The following is a 16,007-nucleotide window of genomic DNA, read 5'->3' as shown; positions in this document are numbered from 1 at the left end:
CGCCCGGCCTCGCTACACTGCGCGCCGGGTGCCGCCCGGCAGGGGTGGCAGGCATTGCGCGAAGGTCGGGCCGCCTCGCGGGTTCCTTGCTGGACATTTCATGCATCCCACTGCTGTTGAACTGCTTGCGGCCGGCCTCTTTGCGGCGGCGGTCCTCCACACCTTCTCGGCCAAGCTCTTCGAGCGGCTGGCGCATCGCGTGCCGCAGCACGCGGGCCTGTTGCACCTGCTCGGCGAGGTCGAGGTGGTGTTCGGCTTCTGGGCCATCATCCTTGTCTTCACGATGGCCTTCATGTCGGGCGGCGCCGAGGCCCTGGCCTACGCCGAGACCCGCAACTACACCGAGCCACTGTTCGTCTTCGTCGTGATGGTCATCGCGGGCTCGCGCCCGGTGCTGCAGGCCGTGCGCGGGGTCATTGACCTGTGCGTCAAGCTGATGCCCATGCCTGCCGCCCTGGCCACCGCCTGGCTCGGCCTGGCCGTGGTGCCCCTGATGGGCTCGCTGGTGACCGAGCCGGCCGCCATGACCATCGCAGCCTTGATGCTGGCGCCCGTGGTGTTCCGCCAGGCCCTGCCGGAGACGCCGAAGTACTTTGCGCTGGGCGTGCTGTTCGTCAACGTCTCCATTGGTGGCACGCTGACCTCCTACGCGGCGCCGCCGGTGCTGATGGTCGCCGGCACCTGGGGCTGGGACAGTGCCCACATGCTGGCGACCTTTGGCTGGAAGGCCGCGGCCGCTGTGGTCCTGAACGCCACGCTGGCAGCCTTCGTGCTGCGCCGGCACCTGGCTGCCGCGCCCCTCGCCACCGACACCCAAGCGCCGCCGCCCGTGCCCGTGGGCGTCATCCTTGTTCACCTGGCTTTGCTCGCCGGCGTCGTGATGCTGGCCCACCACCCGGTGGCTTTCTTGGGCTTGTTCCTGTTGTTTCTCGGCTTCGCCCAGGCCTACGAGCGGCATCAGTCGCCGCTGCTGCTGAAGGAGGCGTTGTTGGTGGCCTTCTTCCTCGCGGGCCTGGTGGTGTTGGGCGGGCTGCAGCGCTGGTGGCTGCAGCCGCTGGTGTCGGGGCTGGAGCCGCTGGCGCTGTTCTTCGGCGCCCTGGGCCTGACGGCGGTGACCGACAACGCGGCGCTGACCTACCTGGGCTCGCAGATCGAAGGCATCTCCGCTTCGGCCCAGTACATGCTGGTGGCCGGCGCGGTGGCGGGTGGCGGCCTGACGGTGATTGCGAACGCACCCAACCCCGCAGGCCTGGCCTTGCTCAAGCGCGGCTTCGCGGATGAATCGGTGGGCGCGGGCTCGCTGCTGCTGGGCGCACTGCTGCCCACGGCGGTGGCGGCAGCCGCCTTCCTGCTGCTTTGATCCTCAAGCGGCGAGTTCGTCCAGCAGCTCGTAGCTGCGTCGGCGCAGTGCGTGGTCGTGCACGGCGCAGGCCACGATGAACTCATCGGCCCCGGTGCGTTCGGCGGTGGCGCGCAGCCCGGCGCGCACGGTGACGGGCGAGCCCACCACCGATTCGCTCAGCATGCGCTCGACCTGCATCTGCTCCGACGGCGTCCACAGCGCATCCATGCTCTCGACCGGCCGCGGCAGCTTGCCGCGCCGGCCGCGCACCATGCCGAGAAAGCGCTGCTGGGCGGACGTGAACAGCCGGCGCGCCTCCTCGTCTGTCGGCGCCACGATGACGTTCAGGCCGACAGCCGCATGCGGCTTGGGGTGGCGGGGGCTCGGGCGGTAGTTGCTGCGGTAGATCTCGAGCGCCTGCATCAGCATCTCGGGCGCGAAGTGCGAGGCAAACGCGAACGGCAGGCCGAGATAGGCCGCGAGCTGCGCGCCATACAGGCTGGAGCCGAGCAGCCAGAGCGGCACCTCGGTGCCCTGGCCCGGCACGGCGCGCACGGGGGCATCGTCGCGCGGGGCGGCGAGGTAGGCCTGCAACTCCAGCACGTCATTCGGGAAAGCATCTTCACCTGAGCTCTCCAGGCTGCGCCGCAGCGCCCGCATCGTGGGGCGGTCGGTGCCGGGCGCCCGGCCCAGGCCCAGGTCGATACGGCCGGGGAAGAGTTCAGCCAGCGTGCCGAACTGCTCGGCAATGGTCAGCGGCGCATGGTTGGGCAGCATGATGCCGCCCGCCCCGACGCGGATGCGTGAGGTGGCTGCCGCCAGCTGACCCAGCAGCACCGCCGTGGCGGAACTGGCCACGCCTTCCATGTTGTGGTGCTCGGCCACCCAGTAGCGCCGGTAGCGCAGCCGGTCGGCCAGCCGGGCGAGGTCGATGCTGTTCAGCAGGGCCTGGCGGGTGGTGTCGCCGTCAACGACGGGCGCGAGATCGAGGATGGAGAGCGGGGGCAGGGTCGACATGGTGGCATCTTGCCAAGGGCTGCCCGGCCTTGTCTTGGGGAGGGCAACAGACCCGGTGCGGCCTCACGTACAGTCCCATCAGGCTGGGCGTTTGCATCTGGCCTACAGTGCGCGGCGCCTCTCGGGCGCTGTGTGCGACGACAACATCAATCTTGAATCAGGGAGTGAGGTCATGCAGACCATGCGGTGGATGGTTGCCTGCGCGTTAGCGGCAGGTTTGATGGGTTGTGGCGGTGGCGGCGGTGCCAGCCCCGCACCGGAGCCGATGGCGCAGGTGACCTTGAGCACCGCGGCTATCAAGCAGGACCTGGCAGCCGGCGATGTGCTGGGCTTGAAGCTCGAAGGGCAATGGACGTTTGCAGGCACCGGCCCGGTGTACCTGCAGTTGCGCGATGCCAGCGCCAGCTTCAGCCTGCCGGCAGTGCAGGCGGCAAGCCCTGACAACCGCATCGCACTGGACATCGCCACGCTGGCCACATTGGAGCCCGGCAAGCGCGCCGGCACACTGGAGCTGCGCGCCTGCAGGGATGCAGCCTGTGCCCAGCCGTTCAGCAGCGCGCCCGCGTCTGTCGCCTATGAGCTGAACGTGGCCGCAGTGCCTGACTGGGCCACCCACCAGGCCAATGCCCGCCACAGCGGCGAAGTGGCCATTCGGCTTGATCCGGCCAAGTTCTCCAAGGCTTGGGAGTGGCGGCGCCCGGTGGGCAGCGAGCCCATTGGCGGCATCAATCCGGTGGTCACCAAGGCGGGCAAGGTGCTTGTCACGACCGATGTGTATTTCGGCGAGGCGCGCCTGTACGCGCTGAGCGAGGCCAATGGCAGCGTCGTTTGGCAGCAGAGCATGGGCAATGTGCCGGCGTTCAATCCGCCTGCTGTGGGCGACACCAAGGTCTACGCCGCCGTCACCGGTCATGAGGCGACCTACCTGTGGGCGTTTGATCTTGAGACGGGCGTGTTCCAGTTCAAGTCACCGTTCGAAGGCCAATGGCCTCACTTCCTGGCCCCGACAGTCATGGGAGATGCCGTCTACCAGGGCAGTGGCTACTACGGCGGCCAGATCAAAGCCTATGCCAGCGGCGACGGTGCCCTCAGGTGGTCGGCCATGCCCAACGGTGTGTGGGACATGTTCACGCCGGCCGTGGATGACCAGGCGGTCTATCACCACAACGGCGCGAGCCTCTTTGTGTTTGACAAGGTCACGGGCGCCGAGAAGGCGCGCATCGCTGATCCTTTCGGCGGGCAGTCCGGTTACAGCTACCACGGTGCCCCCGTTTTGGGCAGCCGTGGCAATGTCATCGCTTTCGCGGGTGGCGCCTTCAGTGGACGCGCGAGCAGCAACACGGAGCAGTACGAGCAGCGCAAGCTGTCCAGCTTCTCGATCAGCGCGGCCAAGTACGAATGGTCGACGGCCAGTGCCTACTTGACCGCGCCGGCTGTCGGCGCCGGCTTTGTCTATGCAGCGCGCAACAACCCCGCGGCCCTCGACGCCATCGATGAATCCACGGGTCAGGTCGCGTGGTCTTGGTCGCCGCCAGCTGGCACTGACAGTGAGTTCCATCGCAATCTGGTGCTCACCAAGACACATCTGTTCGTCAGTACCGACCGGAATGTGTATGCGCTGGACCTGAAGACCCGCCAGGCCGTGTGGACCTACCCGGCGCCCGGCATGCTGGCGATATCCGCCGGGCGTACGCTCTACATTGCCACGGGTGCCCGCGAAAGCGATGGCCGGCTGGTGGCCATCCGGCTGAAGTAGGGCGCGGTCTTTCAGGGCCCGCTGCTGCGCCTCAACGCCTGATGCAACCAGGGCCCCAGGCGGGCTTCGTAGGCCGGGGCGTCGAAGGCGTGCAGGTCGACGTGGGCGGCACCTGCAACCGGCATCAAGGTTTTGGGGCCGGCCGCCCCAGCGAAGAGGGCTTCGGTCTCGCGCCATGGCGTATGGCGATCTTCAGCGCCCGCGGCCACGAACAGCGGTGCGCGCACGGCGCGGATGGCATCCAGCGGACGCAGCTGGTCGGCACCGAAACCCAGCCGCCAGGGCACCTGGGCCAGCATCATCGGCGTGAGGGCGCTAGCTGCAGGCATCCCCAGGCGCATGGCCAGCCGGTTGCGCACGGCATCGTCGAAGCTCGGGTAGACCGACTCGATCACCAGGGCATCCAGCTCAGGCTGCCGCGCGGCGAACAGCAACGACGCGCCCCCCAGCGACACCCCCAGGCCGCCAATGCGCTCGCCGGGGCAGCGGATGCGCAACCAGGCCAGGGCTGCGTCGACAGCCGGTGCTTCGAGGCGACCGAATCCGATGCGCTTACCGTCGCTCTCGCCATGGGCGGGCAGGTCCACCAGCAAGCTGGCAATGCCTTCTTGTTGCAGCCAGCGCGCGCGGGCGAGCATCTGCAGCCGGTTGCCGCGCACACCATGCAGCAGCAGCACGGCGCCCTCGCCAGGTCGGCCCGGCAGGAACCAGCCGGCGATGGCTTGTCCGGGTGTGACCGGCAGGTGAACCTCCTCGGCCAGCAGCCCCGCTGGCAGCGGCCCGATGACGCTTCGAACGGGGCGGGTCAGCCATTCACCGACGATGAGCGAGGCCGCCACCGTGAGTGCGAGGCTGACGACGAGCAGCGCCAGCAGCCATCGGGCAGTGCGCCTCATGCGAGGCTCATCACCTGCCGAAGCGTGGCGGCGTTGGCGCTGCACAACTCGCGGAAGGCGGGGCTGATGCGCTCGTCTGCTGACGCCGCCTGCCAGAAGGCCAGCGCGCGGGGCGCCACCTGGGCCCAGCGCTCGCGCTCGGCTGGCAGGGGCAGGCTGGGCGTGAGCGGTGGCGACAGCACTTCGCCGCCCGCGAGTGGGGCGTACCGCATCGGCAATTGGTCGTAGCTGGGGGCCAGCCGTAGGCCATCGGCATCGCAGAAGAAGCCGAGGTTGCCGCCGTGCATGTCGGTGTTGCCGATCAGCTGGCCAAACAGCTGCCGCTGCGCCACAGCCTCGGCGTCAGCGGGGCTCAGCAGGCCTTGGCGAGCGAGGGCCTGGGCGACGGTGGTCCAGTCGTCGCTGGCAGCGCCGATGAGTCCGGCATTGGCGCTCTCCAGGCTGACCACGCCGCATCGCCCGTGCAGGCCGATGCGGTCGAAGCGCTCGCTCTCCAGGAAGTGCCGGTTGTCGTGCGCCAGCAGCCGGGTGCGGGCGGCGTCCTGACCCAGGGCTTGGGCCGCCAGGTGCTCGCACACCAGCAGGTCACGCCAGCGCTGCACCGTGGCCGAGTCATCGGCGCCGCTGAACTTCACCACGCAATGTGGCGTGGCCGCGCCGGGGTGTTCGCGGGCGACCGTGAACTTCGGGAACTCGCCGCCGGCCGACGAACCGGGCAGGGCGCCGGCCATGGCCCGGTCAGCCATCTCGGCATAGCGGCGGGCCAGATCCTGCGCTGGCAGCGGCGCCTCGGGCTGCACAAGGGTGTCGAGATGGTGGCGCAGGGCCGCGTCGCCCAGGAGCAGGTGGCCGGGCAGGTCGTGGCCGAGGTGGGTCAGGCTCAGCAGCAGCGCGTCGTCGTCCCACTGTCGTGGGTCCGTTGGCAAGGCCAGTGCCGGACCGTACTGCCGTGCCCAGGCGCGCCCGAGGAAGCCTTGGGGACGCAAGTCAGCCAGCGGGTAGGGCAGACCGTCGTACCAGCCATCGCGGCTCTCGGCCGGCGTGGGCCAGGCGGGTGACGTGACCTCGACGTGGCACCCGCCCGGGGCCGTGGGCCTGAGCAGGCCGACCGTCTGGGCCCGGCCCTCGCTGTCGATGCGGTAGACGGGCACGGTCTGCACCTGGCCGCGGTAGTCCCTGCGCCAGGCGATGCGCCGGCGGCGCGTCTGCCCGGCCGCCACCACCGCATCGGCGGCGGCTACCACCAGCCGTTGCACGGTCTTGGTTGAGCAGCCCAAGGTGGCGGCAATCTCGACCAGGCCCAGCGGACCGCGCAGGCGCAGCAGGCGTTGGAGTGAGGGCAGGTCGGCGGTCATGTGGCAGGAGGGCTTGTCCTGAATTTAGACCTGAATTTTTGTGCAAAAACTCTATATATGTCAAAGAGTTGAGTGGAAGTATTCTGATTTCATGTCTTGAATGATGGAGTTAATCTGGCGCCGTCCAGATGCCGCGGATCAACCACCCGTCGGCCGGATGCGGTTGCAGGCGCATGCCCGCGTCACGCATCAGGGCGAGCATGCGTCGGTTCTCGGCCAGCACCTCGCCGAAGAGGGTGTGCACGCCCTGCGCGCGGGCATCCGCCTGCAGGTGGGCCAGCAGCCGGCGGCCCAGGCCGCGGCCCTGCCAGGCGTCGGCCACCGCCAGCGCAAACTCCGCCCGGCCCGGCTCGGCGGCGTCCGACACAAAACGGGCATCTGCGATGAAGGTGGGCGTGGGCGCGCCCAGCTGTTCGACGATCCACGCGCGATGTCGTTGTTGGTCCACCTCGGTCAGCAGCGTGAGCAGGGCTGGGCTCAGCTCCCGCAGGCCGACATGAAAGCGCTGGTGGCGCGAGTTCAGGGACAAGTCGTTGAAGAAGCGCCGCTCCGCTTCGACGTCCTCCGGTGCGAGCAGCCGCAGCCGGGTGCCGCGCGCGTCAGGCCAGACCGGCGTCAGCGGCGAGGCGCCGGGCCTCGACAGGGTCGCCCTCATGCCCGGCCCCGCGACGGACGCAAGTCCAGCACCGCCGGCCCGCTGAGGGCGCTGATCGTCACGCCCCGGTCACCCGGTGTGGCGAAGCACTGGCCGGGTTCAAGCACGATGTCGCGCAGATCGTGGTCCAGCGTGATCCACACCGTGCCGGCTGCGCTGCAGAGCTGGATGGCGCCGGCCTGGGGCAGGCGAGAGGTCTGGCCGCGTTGCAGCAGCAGGCGGGTGTGGGCGACGTCGATCAGCATGGCAGCCTCCTGGGCGTTGCGGTGTGGACCTGACGCATGCATGGAAGTCATGCTTGCAAGGTCGTGATCTGGCGCGGATAGTGGCGACTCTTCTCACAGCCGACAAACGATGGTTTGGAAGGCTTTGCATTCCTCCAGCTCATGCAAGACAAGCCGCTTGACCATCTGCCGCCCCTGCCGCTGCTGGCAGCGTTCGAGGCTGCTGCCCGGCACTTGAGCTTCACCCAGGCGGCGCAGGAGCGCTTCGTGACGCAGTCGGCCATCAGCCGGCAGATCCGTGCGCTGGAAGAGGCCCTCGGCGTGCCGCTGTTCGAGCGCCGGCACCGGGCCCTGGTGCTGACCGAGGACGGCCAGCGCCTGCATGCCGCCTGTGCTGCTGCCCTGAACACGCTGAGGGTGGCGGTGCGGACGGTGCGCGAGCCTCATCAACGCCAGGTGCTGGCCCTGACGACCACGCCGGGCTTCGCGTCGCTGTGGCTGATTCCCCGGCTTACCGCCTTCACCCGTGCCCATCCGGGCGTGGACGTGCGGCTGGATGCGGGCCTGGGCAACCGCAACCTGGCCAGCGAAGGTTTTGACCTGGCCATCCGCTACAGCCCGGTGGGCAGCGGTCAGGGGCAGCCGCTGTTTGCCGAAGCCATGCTGCCGGTGTGCAGCCCGCGCCTGGTGAGCGAGTTGGGCCTGCCGCTGCGCGAACCGGCCGACCTGGCGCGTCACACCTTGCTGCACCTGGCGATGGACGGCGACAGCCCTGGCATGCCAGCCGAGTGGGAGCCGTGGCTCAATGCCTGGGGCCTGGCGGACTTGCGGCCGGTCGCGCGGCTGAGCTTCTCAAGCTATGCGGAGGCCATTGCCGCTGCCGTGGCAGGGCAGGGCGTGGCCCTGGGGCGCCGGCCGCTGGTGGATGCCCTGCTGGCCAGCGGGCAACTCGTGACGCCGTTCGACGCCGGCATCGCCTCGGCGCGGGTCTACCGGCTCATCATCGACCCGGCTGCGCGCGCACGTCCGGCCGTCAAGGCGTTCGAGCGGTGGCTGCTCGAACAGTGCGGCACCGGCGGCTGATCAACCGCCCAAGCCGGCGTAGACGTGCTGGACGTCGTCGTTGTCGTCCATCGCGGCAAGAAAGCTCTCCACCTCTTCCAGCTGCTCCGCGGTGAGGCTGGCCGGGTCGACCGGGTTCTTGGGGCGGTAGCCGAGCTTGGCGCTCAGCACCGTGAAGCCCTGGGCCGGCAGCGCCCGGCTGACGAGGTCCAGATCGGCAGGGTCGGTCAGGAACAGCGTGATGCCGTCTTCGTCAGCCGGCACCAGGTCTTGCGCGCCGGCTTCGATGGCGGCCATGTCGGCATCGGCGCCGGGGGCGGCCGGCTCGGCCTCGATCAGGCCGAGGTGGTCGAAGTCCCAGCTCACCGAGCCCGGCGTGCCTTGCTGGCCCTTGCGGAACAGCACGCGCATGTCGGACGCCGCGCGGTTGGTGTTGTCGGTCAGCACCTCCACCATGACGGGCACGCGGTGCGGCGCAAAGCCTTCGTAGATGACCTGCTCGAAGTGCACGGTCTCACCGGTCAGGCCGGCGCCCTTCTTGATGGCGCGGTCCAGCGTGTCCTTGGGCATGGAGACCTTGCGCGCCGCCTCGACGGCCATGCGCAGCTTGGCGTTGTCCTTGGGGTCGGCGCCGTTGCGCGCCGCGATCATGATGTCCTTGGCCAGCTTGCCGAACAGCTTGCCCTTGGCATTGGCCGCGATGTCCTTGTGCTTGGCTTTCCATTGCGCGCCCATGGGCTCGATCCAGTCTTCAGAGTTGCAGGGGAGAGGAGGGCCCGGCGTGCGGGCAGCGCGTCGGCCGAGGGCTCAATCGCGCGGGAACGCGATCTTCCCACCTTCAGCCGCCAGGATCGTGGCCGGCGCATCGCTGCCACCGCCGCCGGGCTGCTGGGGTGCGAGGGTCGCCCAGGCGCCCAGCATGTCGTCGCCGGCCTGCATCTTCTCGAAGAGACTGCGGAAGAAGCGCCCGAAGCTGTCGCCTCGACGGTCGATCGTGAACACGAGGTTGGCCGAGCGTGGGCCGCGCAGGCCGACGGCGTTGCGAATGCTCTGGGGTGAGTTCGGGCTGGCCACCACCACGATGGCGGCATGCGTCGTCTGCACGATCTGCCGCACGCCGACCGCCTTCGGGCCTTGCAGCGTGCCGTCCTCGTTCAGGTGGGCATAGACGAACAGCACCTCGGCGCTCGGGATCTGGCGGTGCGCCGGCACGCGGGCACGCATGAAGAGGGGGCCGAGTCGTTCAGCGTCCTGCCGGACGAGGTCATCCATCTCCGGGCCGCACAGGTTGGCAAAGCCGATGGCCAGTGGGGTGCGCGGGGTTTTCTCATGCTGCTCGACCGCCTCGATGATGGCCTGCATCTCCTGCTGGCGCGCGTCGGCCAGCCGGCTCACGGCATGGACCTCGCGATAGGCCCACGCGGTCGCGACGCCCGTGGCGACACCGAGCACCAGCAGGGCCACCGTCAGGCCAGCCGCCGCGTTGACGAGGGTCAGCGCCACGAAGGCGAACAGCAGCGACGCGCTGGCCACGCCCAGCATCCGGCGCAGCTTGCCCCACCGGGCCGCTGCGCGGGCATCGCCAGCGGCAGCGCTGGTGAGGCTTTCCCAGCGTTTCAGCAGCTCCGGGTTCATGTGGGCGTGGGCAGGCTTGGTTCCGATCAGTCCGAGCTGCCCAGTGTCGCCGCCACCTTGCGCGTCTGGCCCGCACGCCAGACGGTGAGCGTGACCTTCTCGCCGATCTGACGGGTTTCAAGCACCGAGAGCATGTCGTCGAGGTCGGCCACCGCCTGGCCGTCGACGGCGGTGATCACGTCACCCTGCACGATGCGCCCGTTGCGGTCCCGCCCGAAAGGCTGCAGCCCGGCCGCCGCCGCCGGGCTGCCGCTGGCGACGTTCACCAGCAACACGCCTTTGGGCGCCCCCAGGGCCTTGGCGATGTTGTCAGGGCCGGCGGTCACGCCCAGCGCCGGGCGGATGAAGCGGCCATCGCGGATCAGCCGCGGCACGATGCGGTTGACCTCGTCCACGGGGATCGCAAAGCCGATGCCGGCACTGGCGCCACTCGGGCTGTAGATGGCGGTGTTCACGCCGATGAGCCGGCCGGCCGAATCCAGCAGCGGCCCGCCGGAGTTGCCCGGGTTGATGGCCGCATCCGTCTGGATGGCGCCCTTGATCGTGCGTCGGGTGACGGACTCAATCTCCCGGTTGAGCGCCGAGACGATGCCGGTGGTGAGCGTCTGGTCCAGTCCGAAGGGGTTGCCGATGGCGTAGACCTTCTGGCCGACCTGCAGGTCACGGCTGCTGCCCACCGCGATGGCCGGCAGCTTGTCGCGCGGTGCCTCGATGCGCAGCACGGCGATGTCGCGGTCCGGAAAGGCGCCCACCAGGCGAGCCGGGTAGCTGCTCTGGTCGTTCAGCGTCACGGTGGCGCGGTCGCCGCCCTGGATGACGTGGAAATTGGTGACGATGTGGCCGCTGTCGTCCCAGACGAAGCCGGTGCCGGTGCCGCTGGGCTGTTCGCTGGTGCGCAGCGAGAAAAAGTCGCGCTGCACCGCCAGGGTCGTGATGTGCACGACCGACGGTGACACCCGCTTGAACACGCTGATGTTGTTGTTCTCCTCGGCATCCAGCGCGCCGCGGGCGCTCACCGCCCGAGGCTGGGCGGGTGTCTTGGCCGGCGCGGGCGGCGCCAGGGGCGGCAGGAAGGCCACCAGCAGGGCGGCGGCGGCGAAGCGGGGCTGTGCAAGGGCCATGGCTGGCATCAAGGGTTACGACGCCCGGCATTTTGAGCCGGCTGCCGCAGCTTCAACCGTCGCGCCGGGGCCAGCCGCTGCGATGGCCGCTCAGCGGCCAGAATGCGGGCCTCCTCTCCACCGTTGAAACCCGTGCCGCCTGTCTCTGCCGAACGTCTGGATCGCCTCGATGCCCTGCGGGGGCTGGCCATCGTCTGGATGGCGATCTTTCACTTCAGCTTTGACCTCAACCACTTCGGCTGGATCCACCAGGACTTCTATCGCGACCCGGTCTGGACGTGGCAGCGCACCTGCATCGTCAGCCTCTTCCTGTTCTGCGCCGGGGGCGGCCAGGCCTTCGCGGTGCTGGCAGGGCAAAGCGCACGGCGCTTCTGGCGGCGCTGGGCACAGGTGGCGGGCTGTGCCGTGCTGGTGTCGCTCGGGTCGTGGTTCATGTTCCCCCAGAGCTGGATCAGCTTTGGCGTGCTGCACGGCATCGCGGTGATGTTGTTGTTGCTGCGGCTGGGGCTCGCGCGCTGGCCAGCCGCGGTGCTGCTGGCGCTGGCGGCGCTGGCGCTGGCGGCTCCGCGTCTGGTGCAGAGCCCCCTGTTCGACACCCGCTGGACCAACTGGCTGGGCCTGGTCACCCACAAGCCCATCACGGAAGACTACGTGCCCGTGCTGCCGTGGCTGGGCGTGATGCTGCTGGGTTTCGTGGTGACCCGGGCATGGCCGCAGCGCTGGGCCGGTGGGGCGCCCCGCCCGCTGGTGGTGCTGGGCCGCTGGTCGCTCAGCTTCTACATGCTCCACCAGCCGGTGCTGATTGGCGGCCTGCTGGCGGTGCAACTCCTGAAAGGCGCGTGATGCACAAGCTCCTGACGGCCGTGGTCGGCCTGCTGTTCGCCAGCGCCGCTGCGGCGGCGCCATTCGCCTGGCCCCAGGGCGCGCGCGCCGCCGTCAGCCTGGGCTATGACGATGGGCTGGCCAGCCAACTCGACCATGTGGTGCCAGCGCTCAACGCGCGTGGCCTGCGGGCGAGCTTCTATGTGCCGATCAACAGTCCGACGCTGCCGAGCCGCCAGCACGAGTGGAAGGCGGCTGCCGCTGCCGGCCACGAACTGGGCAACCACAGCCTCTTCCACGGTTGCTCCGCGCGCGGCCCGGGGCGCGACTGGGTGCTGCCGCACCGCGACCTCGACCGGCAGACGCCCGCCGAGGTGCAGGAGCACGTCGTGGCGGCCAACACCTGGCTGCAGTCGCTGGACGGGCGCACCCGTCGCACCTTCACGCCACCCTGTCTTGACCTCACCGCCGGCGGGCAGGATTTCGTCACCGCGCTGCAGCCGCATTTCGTGGCCTACCGCGCCGCAGGCCCCGGCCTGGTGAGCGACACGGCCCAGCTGAAGCCTTACGCCATGCCGGTCTACTTCGTTGAGGGCATGAGCGGCGAGCAGCTCATCGCGCTGGTGGAGCAGGCCGCGGCCCAGGGCGCCCTGGTGTCGCTGCTTTTCCATGGGGTGGGTGCCGAACACCTGAGCGTCACCCGCGAGGCGCACGACCAGTTGCTGGACCACCTGGCCCGCCACAAGGACCGCTTCTGGACCGACAGCTTCGTGAACATCATGGAGGCCGCGCGCCGCCAGGCCGGCCGCTGAGCCGACAATGGGGGCATGAGCTCTTCCAAGTCCGTCCTGTTTGGCTTTCACGCCGTCACCGTCCGCCTCAAGACCCACCCCGGCTCGGTGGCCGAAGTGCATTTCGACCCCGCCCGGCGTGACCAGCGCATGCGCGCCTTCATTGAGCGCGCCAAGGAGGCCGGGGCCAAGCTGGTGGAGAGCAGCGACGAGCGGCTGACCCAGCTCGCCGGCAGCCCGCGCCACCAGGGCGTGGTGGCCCGGGTGTCAGCCCTGGCGCAGCCGCATTCGCTGGACGACGTGCTTGACGCCGTGCAGGGCCCGCCCCTGGTGCTGGTGCTGGACGGTGTGACCGACCCGCACAACCTGGGCGCCTGCCTGCGCGTGGCCGATGGGGCCGGTGCGCACGCGGTGGTCGCGCCCAAGGACCGCGCAGTCGGCCTGAATGCCACCGTGGCCAAGGTCGCCAGCGGCGCCGCCGAGACCGTGCCCTACCTGATGGTCACCAACCTGGCGCGCACGCTCAATGAGTTGAAGGAGCGCGACATCTGGGTGGTCGGCACGTCCGACCAGGCCGAGCGATCCATCTACGACCTCGATTTCAATCGACCCATCGCCTTCGTGCTGGGCGCCGAAGGCGAGGGCATGCGCCAGCTGACCGCCAAGACCTGCGACGAACTCGTGCGCATCCCGATGGCCGGTGCGGTGGAGAGCCTGAACGTGTCCGTCGCCTCGGGCGTGTGCCTGTACGAGGCGCTGCGCCAGCGCACCGCGCCGGCCCGTCGATAATTCCGACTACTCAGTAGAAAAAGGGAAGCCCACCATGGCCGTCATCGAAGTCAAACACCCTCTCGTCAAGCACAAGATCGGGCTGATGCGGGAGGCCGACATCTCGACCAAGAAGTTCCGCGAGCTGACGGGCGAGGTGGCGCGGCTGCTGACCTACGAGGCGACCGAGGACTTCCCGCTTGAGAAGGTGACGATCAACTGCTGGAGCGGCCCGGCCGAGGTCGACCAGATCGCGGGCCGCAAGGTCACCGTGGTGCCCATCCTGCGTGCCGGCCTGGGCATGCTGGACGGCGTGCTGGACATCCTGCCCAACGCCAAGGTGTCGGTGGTGGGCCTCGCGCGCGACCACGAAACCCTCAAGCCGGTGAATTACTTCGACAAGTTCGTCGGCAACCTCGAGGCCCGCACGGCGCTCATCATCGACCCCATGCTGGCCACCGCCGGCAGCATGATCGCCACCATCGACCTGCTCAAGGCCCGCGGCTGCAAGGACATCCGCGCCCTGGTGCTGGTGGCGGCCCCCGAGGGCGTCAAAGCCCTGAACGCCGCTCACCCCGACGTTCGCTGCTGGACGGCTGCCATCGACAGCCACCTCAACGACGTGGGCTACATCATTCCCGGCCTGGGTGACGCGGGCGACAAGATCTTCGGCACCAAGGAAGGCTAAAGGGCTACAGCCCCGCTGCCCGCAACGCGCGGCGCAGCAGCGCCAACCCCTCATCCACCTCGGCCGCGCTGATGTTCAGCGCCGGCATGAAGCGGAGCAGGTGAGGGCGGGGCGCATTCAGCAGCAGCCCCACCGGCGCCAGCGCCTGGGCGGCGGTGACGACGGCCGGTGCGACCGGCGTGGGCAGTTCCAACGCGCGCAGCAGGCCCAGGCCGCGTTCGCCGACCAGGCCGTGCTCACGCACGATGGCCTGGAGGCCTTCGCTGAGCTGGGCCGCCCGCGCGTGCACGCCAGCCAGGAAGGCCGGTTGGCAGACGGTGTCCAGTACGGCGAGGCCCACGGCCGCCATCAGCGGGTTGCCGCAGAAGGTGCCGCCCTGGTCGCCGGGCTCGAAGCAGTTCAGGCGCTCGCGGCACAGCAGGGCGGCCAGCGGCACACCACCGCCCAGGCCCTTGGCCAGGGTCATCACATCGGGCTCGACGCCGTAATGCTCAAAGGCGAAGGCCGGCCCACAGCGGCCCACGCCGGTCTGCACCTCGTCGGCCATGAGCAGCACGCCGCGCTCGGCGGTCAGCGCCCGCAGCTCGCGCACGAATCCCGGGTCGGCCACGACGACGCCGGCCTCCCCTTGCACGAACTCGATCATGACGGCCACCGTCTGTGCCGACAGCGCGCGCTCGACCGAGCCGATGTCGTTGAGCCGCGCCTTGGTGAAGCCCGTGGGCATGGGCGCGTAGATGTCGCCCCAGCCCGGCTTGCCCGAGGCGCTCATCATGGCCAGCGTGCGGCCGTGGAAGCCCTGCTCGAATCCGACGATCTCGAACGCGCCCTCACGATGACGGCTGCCCCAACGCCGTGCCAGCTTCACGGCCCCCTCGTTGGCTTCGGCACCGGAGTTGGCCAGGAAGACGCGATCAAAGCCGCTGACCTCGCTCAGCCGCGCGGCAAGCGCCAGCAACGGGCGGCTGTAGTAGGCCGGGCTGGGGTTCAGCAGGCGCCGTGACTGCGCCAGCAGTGCTTCGGTGATGACCGCCGGGCTGTGGCCGAGGCAGTTCACCGCCCAGCCCTGCACCAGGTCGAGGTGGCGCTTGCCCGATTCGTCCTGCAGCCAGGCGCCGTGGCCCTCGACGAAGACGGTGGGTGGGCGCTGGGTGATGGTGATGAGGTGATGATCGAGCGCGTTCACGGGGTCTCCTGCCAGTCGTAGTCCATTTGCCGCGCGGTGGCGCGGGCGATTTCGAGGGTGTGCAGCCGTGCGACGAGATGCAGGCACATGTCGATGCCGGCCGATATGCCGGCGGAGGTCACCACCGCGCCTTCGTCCACCCATCGAACGCCTTCGCGCACCCGCACCCCCGGGCGCAGGCGGCGCAGCTCGTCCAGGTCTTCCCAGTGCGTGGTGGCGGCCAGGCCATCGAGCACACCGGCCTCGGCCAGCATCAGGGCGCCGGTGCAGACCGAGGCGAGGATGCGCGCGCAGCGCCGCTGCTGGCCGATCCAGTCCAGCGTTTGCCGGTCCTGCAGCTCGGCGGTCACCACGCCACCGGGCACGATGGCGCAGTCCAGCGGCGGATGCTCCTTGAGGGTCGCATCGGGCTGCACCTGCAGGCCAGCCCGGGCGCGCACGGGGCGGCGGTTGCGGCCGATGGTGGTCACGGTGAACAGCGGGTTGGCGCCGGCTGCCTGGCCGCGGGCGTGCACCCGAGCCGCTGTCGTGAAGACCTCGTAAGGCCCGGCCATGTCGAGCAGTTCCATGTCGTCGAACACCAGGATGCCGATGTGCATGTGGAGCGGCCTCCTGCCGCGTGCGTGGGTTGATGCCGGGCAGTGTGCGATGCCGCACGCGTGGCCGCCATGACGCACTTCCCACCTTTT

The 16,007-nt window shown here is 69.5% G+C and carries 17 protein-coding genes; 7 read left to right on the top strand and 10 right to left on the bottom strand.

Features of this window, described 5'->3' with window-relative positions:
* Positions 1 to 100: 100 nt before the first annotated feature.
* Positions 101 to 1,360, top strand: a complete 1,260-nt coding sequence (locus tag CDO81_RS02235) for a putative Na+/H+ antiporter (protein ID WP_088481513.1) — start codon at positions 101 to 103, stop codon at positions 1,358 to 1,360.
* A 3-nt stretch (positions 1,361 to 1,363) separates the two neighbouring features.
* On the opposite strand, the gene CDO81_RS02230 is transcribed toward CDO81_RS02235, so the two are convergent.
* Complete coding sequence (locus CDO81_RS02230) at positions 1,364 to 2,359, bottom strand: LLM class flavin-dependent oxidoreductase (RefSeq protein WP_206602055.1); 996 nt, start codon at positions 2,357 to 2,359, stop codon at positions 1,364 to 1,366.
* Positions 2,360 to 2,639: 280 nt separating this feature from the next.
* On the opposite strand from CDO81_RS02230, the gene CDO81_RS02225 reads away from it, so the two are divergent.
* Positions 2,640 to 4,115, top strand: a complete 1,476-nt coding sequence (locus CDO81_RS02225; protein ID WP_158218138.1) for an outer membrane protein assembly factor BamB family protein — start codon at positions 2,640 to 2,642, stop codon at positions 4,113 to 4,115.
* Between the two features lie 11 nt (positions 4,116 to 4,126).
* Here the strand turns inward: CDO81_RS02225 and CDO81_RS02220 are convergent, their stop codons facing one another.
* From CDO81_RS02220 to CDO81_RS02205, 4 genes are all read right to left on the bottom strand, one after another.
* The gene (locus CDO81_RS02220; protein WP_088481512.1) at positions 4,127 to 5,011 is read right to left on the bottom strand and encodes an alpha/beta hydrolase; all 885 of its coding nucleotides are present in this window, start codon (positions 5,009 to 5,011) and stop codon (positions 4,127 to 4,129) included.
* On the bottom strand, positions 5,008 to 6,366 hold the full coding sequence (yjjJ, locus tag CDO81_RS02215) for a type II toxin-antitoxin system HipA family toxin YjjJ (RefSeq protein ID WP_088481511.1): 1,359 nt from the start codon (positions 6,364 to 6,366) through the stop codon (positions 5,008 to 5,010). Before yjjJ ends, CDO81_RS02220 begins: the two co-directional genes overlap by 4 nt.
* Positions 6,367 to 6,475: 109 nt before the next feature.
* The gene (locus CDO81_RS02210) at positions 6,476 to 7,021 is read right to left on the bottom strand and encodes a GNAT family N-acetyltransferase (protein WP_088481510.1); all 546 of its coding nucleotides are present in this window, start codon (positions 7,019 to 7,021) and stop codon (positions 6,476 to 6,478) included.
* Positions 7,018 to 7,266, bottom strand: a complete 249-nt coding sequence (locus CDO81_RS02205) for a DUF2917 domain-containing protein (protein WP_088482411.1) — start codon at positions 7,264 to 7,266, stop codon at positions 7,018 to 7,020. Before CDO81_RS02205 ends, CDO81_RS02210 begins: the two co-directional genes overlap by 4 nt.
* 141 nt (positions 7,267 to 7,407) lie before the next feature.
* Between CDO81_RS02205 and gcvA the strand changes: the two genes are divergently transcribed.
* Complete coding sequence (gcvA, locus tag CDO81_RS02200; RefSeq protein WP_144397115.1) at positions 7,408 to 8,328, top strand: transcriptional regulator GcvA; 921 nt, start codon at positions 7,408 to 7,410, stop codon at positions 8,326 to 8,328.
* On the opposite strand, the gene CDO81_RS02195 is transcribed toward gcvA, so the two are convergent.
* The 3 genes from CDO81_RS02195 to CDO81_RS02185 form a co-directional block, all read right to left on the bottom strand.
* Positions 8,329 to 9,042, bottom strand: coding sequence for a YebC/PmpR family DNA-binding transcriptional regulator (locus CDO81_RS02195; protein ID WP_088481508.1), 714 nt, complete (start codon positions 9,040 to 9,042; stop codon positions 8,329 to 8,331).
* A gap of 72 nt (positions 9,043 to 9,114) precedes the next feature.
* Positions 9,115 to 9,942, bottom strand: coding sequence for a hypothetical protein (locus CDO81_RS02190; RefSeq protein WP_088481507.1), 828 nt, complete (start codon positions 9,940 to 9,942; stop codon positions 9,115 to 9,117).
* A gap of 26 nt (positions 9,943 to 9,968) precedes the next feature.
* Positions 9,969 to 11,063 (bottom strand): S1C family serine protease, encoded by a 1,095-nt coding sequence (locus tag CDO81_RS02185; RefSeq protein WP_088481506.1) that lies wholly within the window; start codon positions 11,061 to 11,063, stop codon positions 9,969 to 9,971.
* Between the two features lie 102 nt (positions 11,064 to 11,165).
* Between CDO81_RS02185 and CDO81_RS02180 the strand changes: the two genes are divergently transcribed.
* Genes CDO81_RS02180 through upp form a run of 4 tightly spaced genes read left to right on the top strand, consistent with a single transcriptional unit; the run spans position 11,166 to position 14,132 of the window.
* Positions 11,166 to 11,906 (top strand): acetyltransferase domain-containing protein, encoded by a 741-nt coding sequence (locus tag CDO81_RS02180; protein WP_088481505.1) that lies wholly within the window; start codon positions 11,166 to 11,168, stop codon positions 11,904 to 11,906.
* Positions 11,906 to 12,697 (top strand): polysaccharide deacetylase family protein, encoded by a 792-nt coding sequence (locus tag CDO81_RS02175; protein ID WP_088481504.1) that lies wholly within the window; start codon positions 11,906 to 11,908, stop codon positions 12,695 to 12,697. Before CDO81_RS02180 ends, CDO81_RS02175 begins: the two co-directional genes overlap by 1 nt.
* Positions 12,698 to 12,712: 15 nt before the next feature.
* On the top strand, positions 12,713 to 13,465 hold the full coding sequence (rlmB, locus tag CDO81_RS02170; RefSeq protein WP_088481503.1) for a 23S rRNA (guanosine(2251)-2'-O)-methyltransferase RlmB: 753 nt from the start codon (positions 12,713 to 12,715) through the stop codon (positions 13,463 to 13,465).
* Between the two features lie 34 nt (positions 13,466 to 13,499).
* The gene (gene upp, locus CDO81_RS02165; protein ID WP_088481502.1) at positions 13,500 to 14,132 is read left to right on the top strand and encodes a uracil phosphoribosyltransferase; all 633 of its coding nucleotides are present in this window, start codon (positions 13,500 to 13,502) and stop codon (positions 14,130 to 14,132) included.
* A 4-nt stretch (positions 14,133 to 14,136) separates the two neighbouring features.
* On the opposite strand, the gene CDO81_RS02160 is transcribed toward upp, so the two are convergent.
* Entirely contained in the window at positions 14,137 to 15,318 is a 1,182-nt protein-coding gene (locus CDO81_RS02160; protein WP_241516814.1) for an acetylornithine transaminase, read from the bottom strand.
* Positions 15,315 to 15,917, bottom strand: a complete 603-nt coding sequence (locus tag CDO81_RS28595) for a DJ-1/PfpI family protein (RefSeq protein ID WP_158218137.1) — start codon at positions 15,915 to 15,917, stop codon at positions 15,315 to 15,317. Before CDO81_RS28595 ends, CDO81_RS02160 begins: the two co-directional genes overlap by 4 nt.
* Positions 15,918 to 16,007 lie beyond the last annotated feature (90 nt).

It is taken from the genome of Roseateles puraquae, assembly GCF_002205845.1.
GTDB lineage: Bacteria > Pseudomonadota > Gammaproteobacteria > Burkholderiales > Burkholderiaceae_C > Pelomonas > Pelomonas puraquae.
The sequence above is the reverse complement of the archived record's forward strand: the minus strand, read 5'-3'. Positions and strand labels throughout refer to the sequence as shown.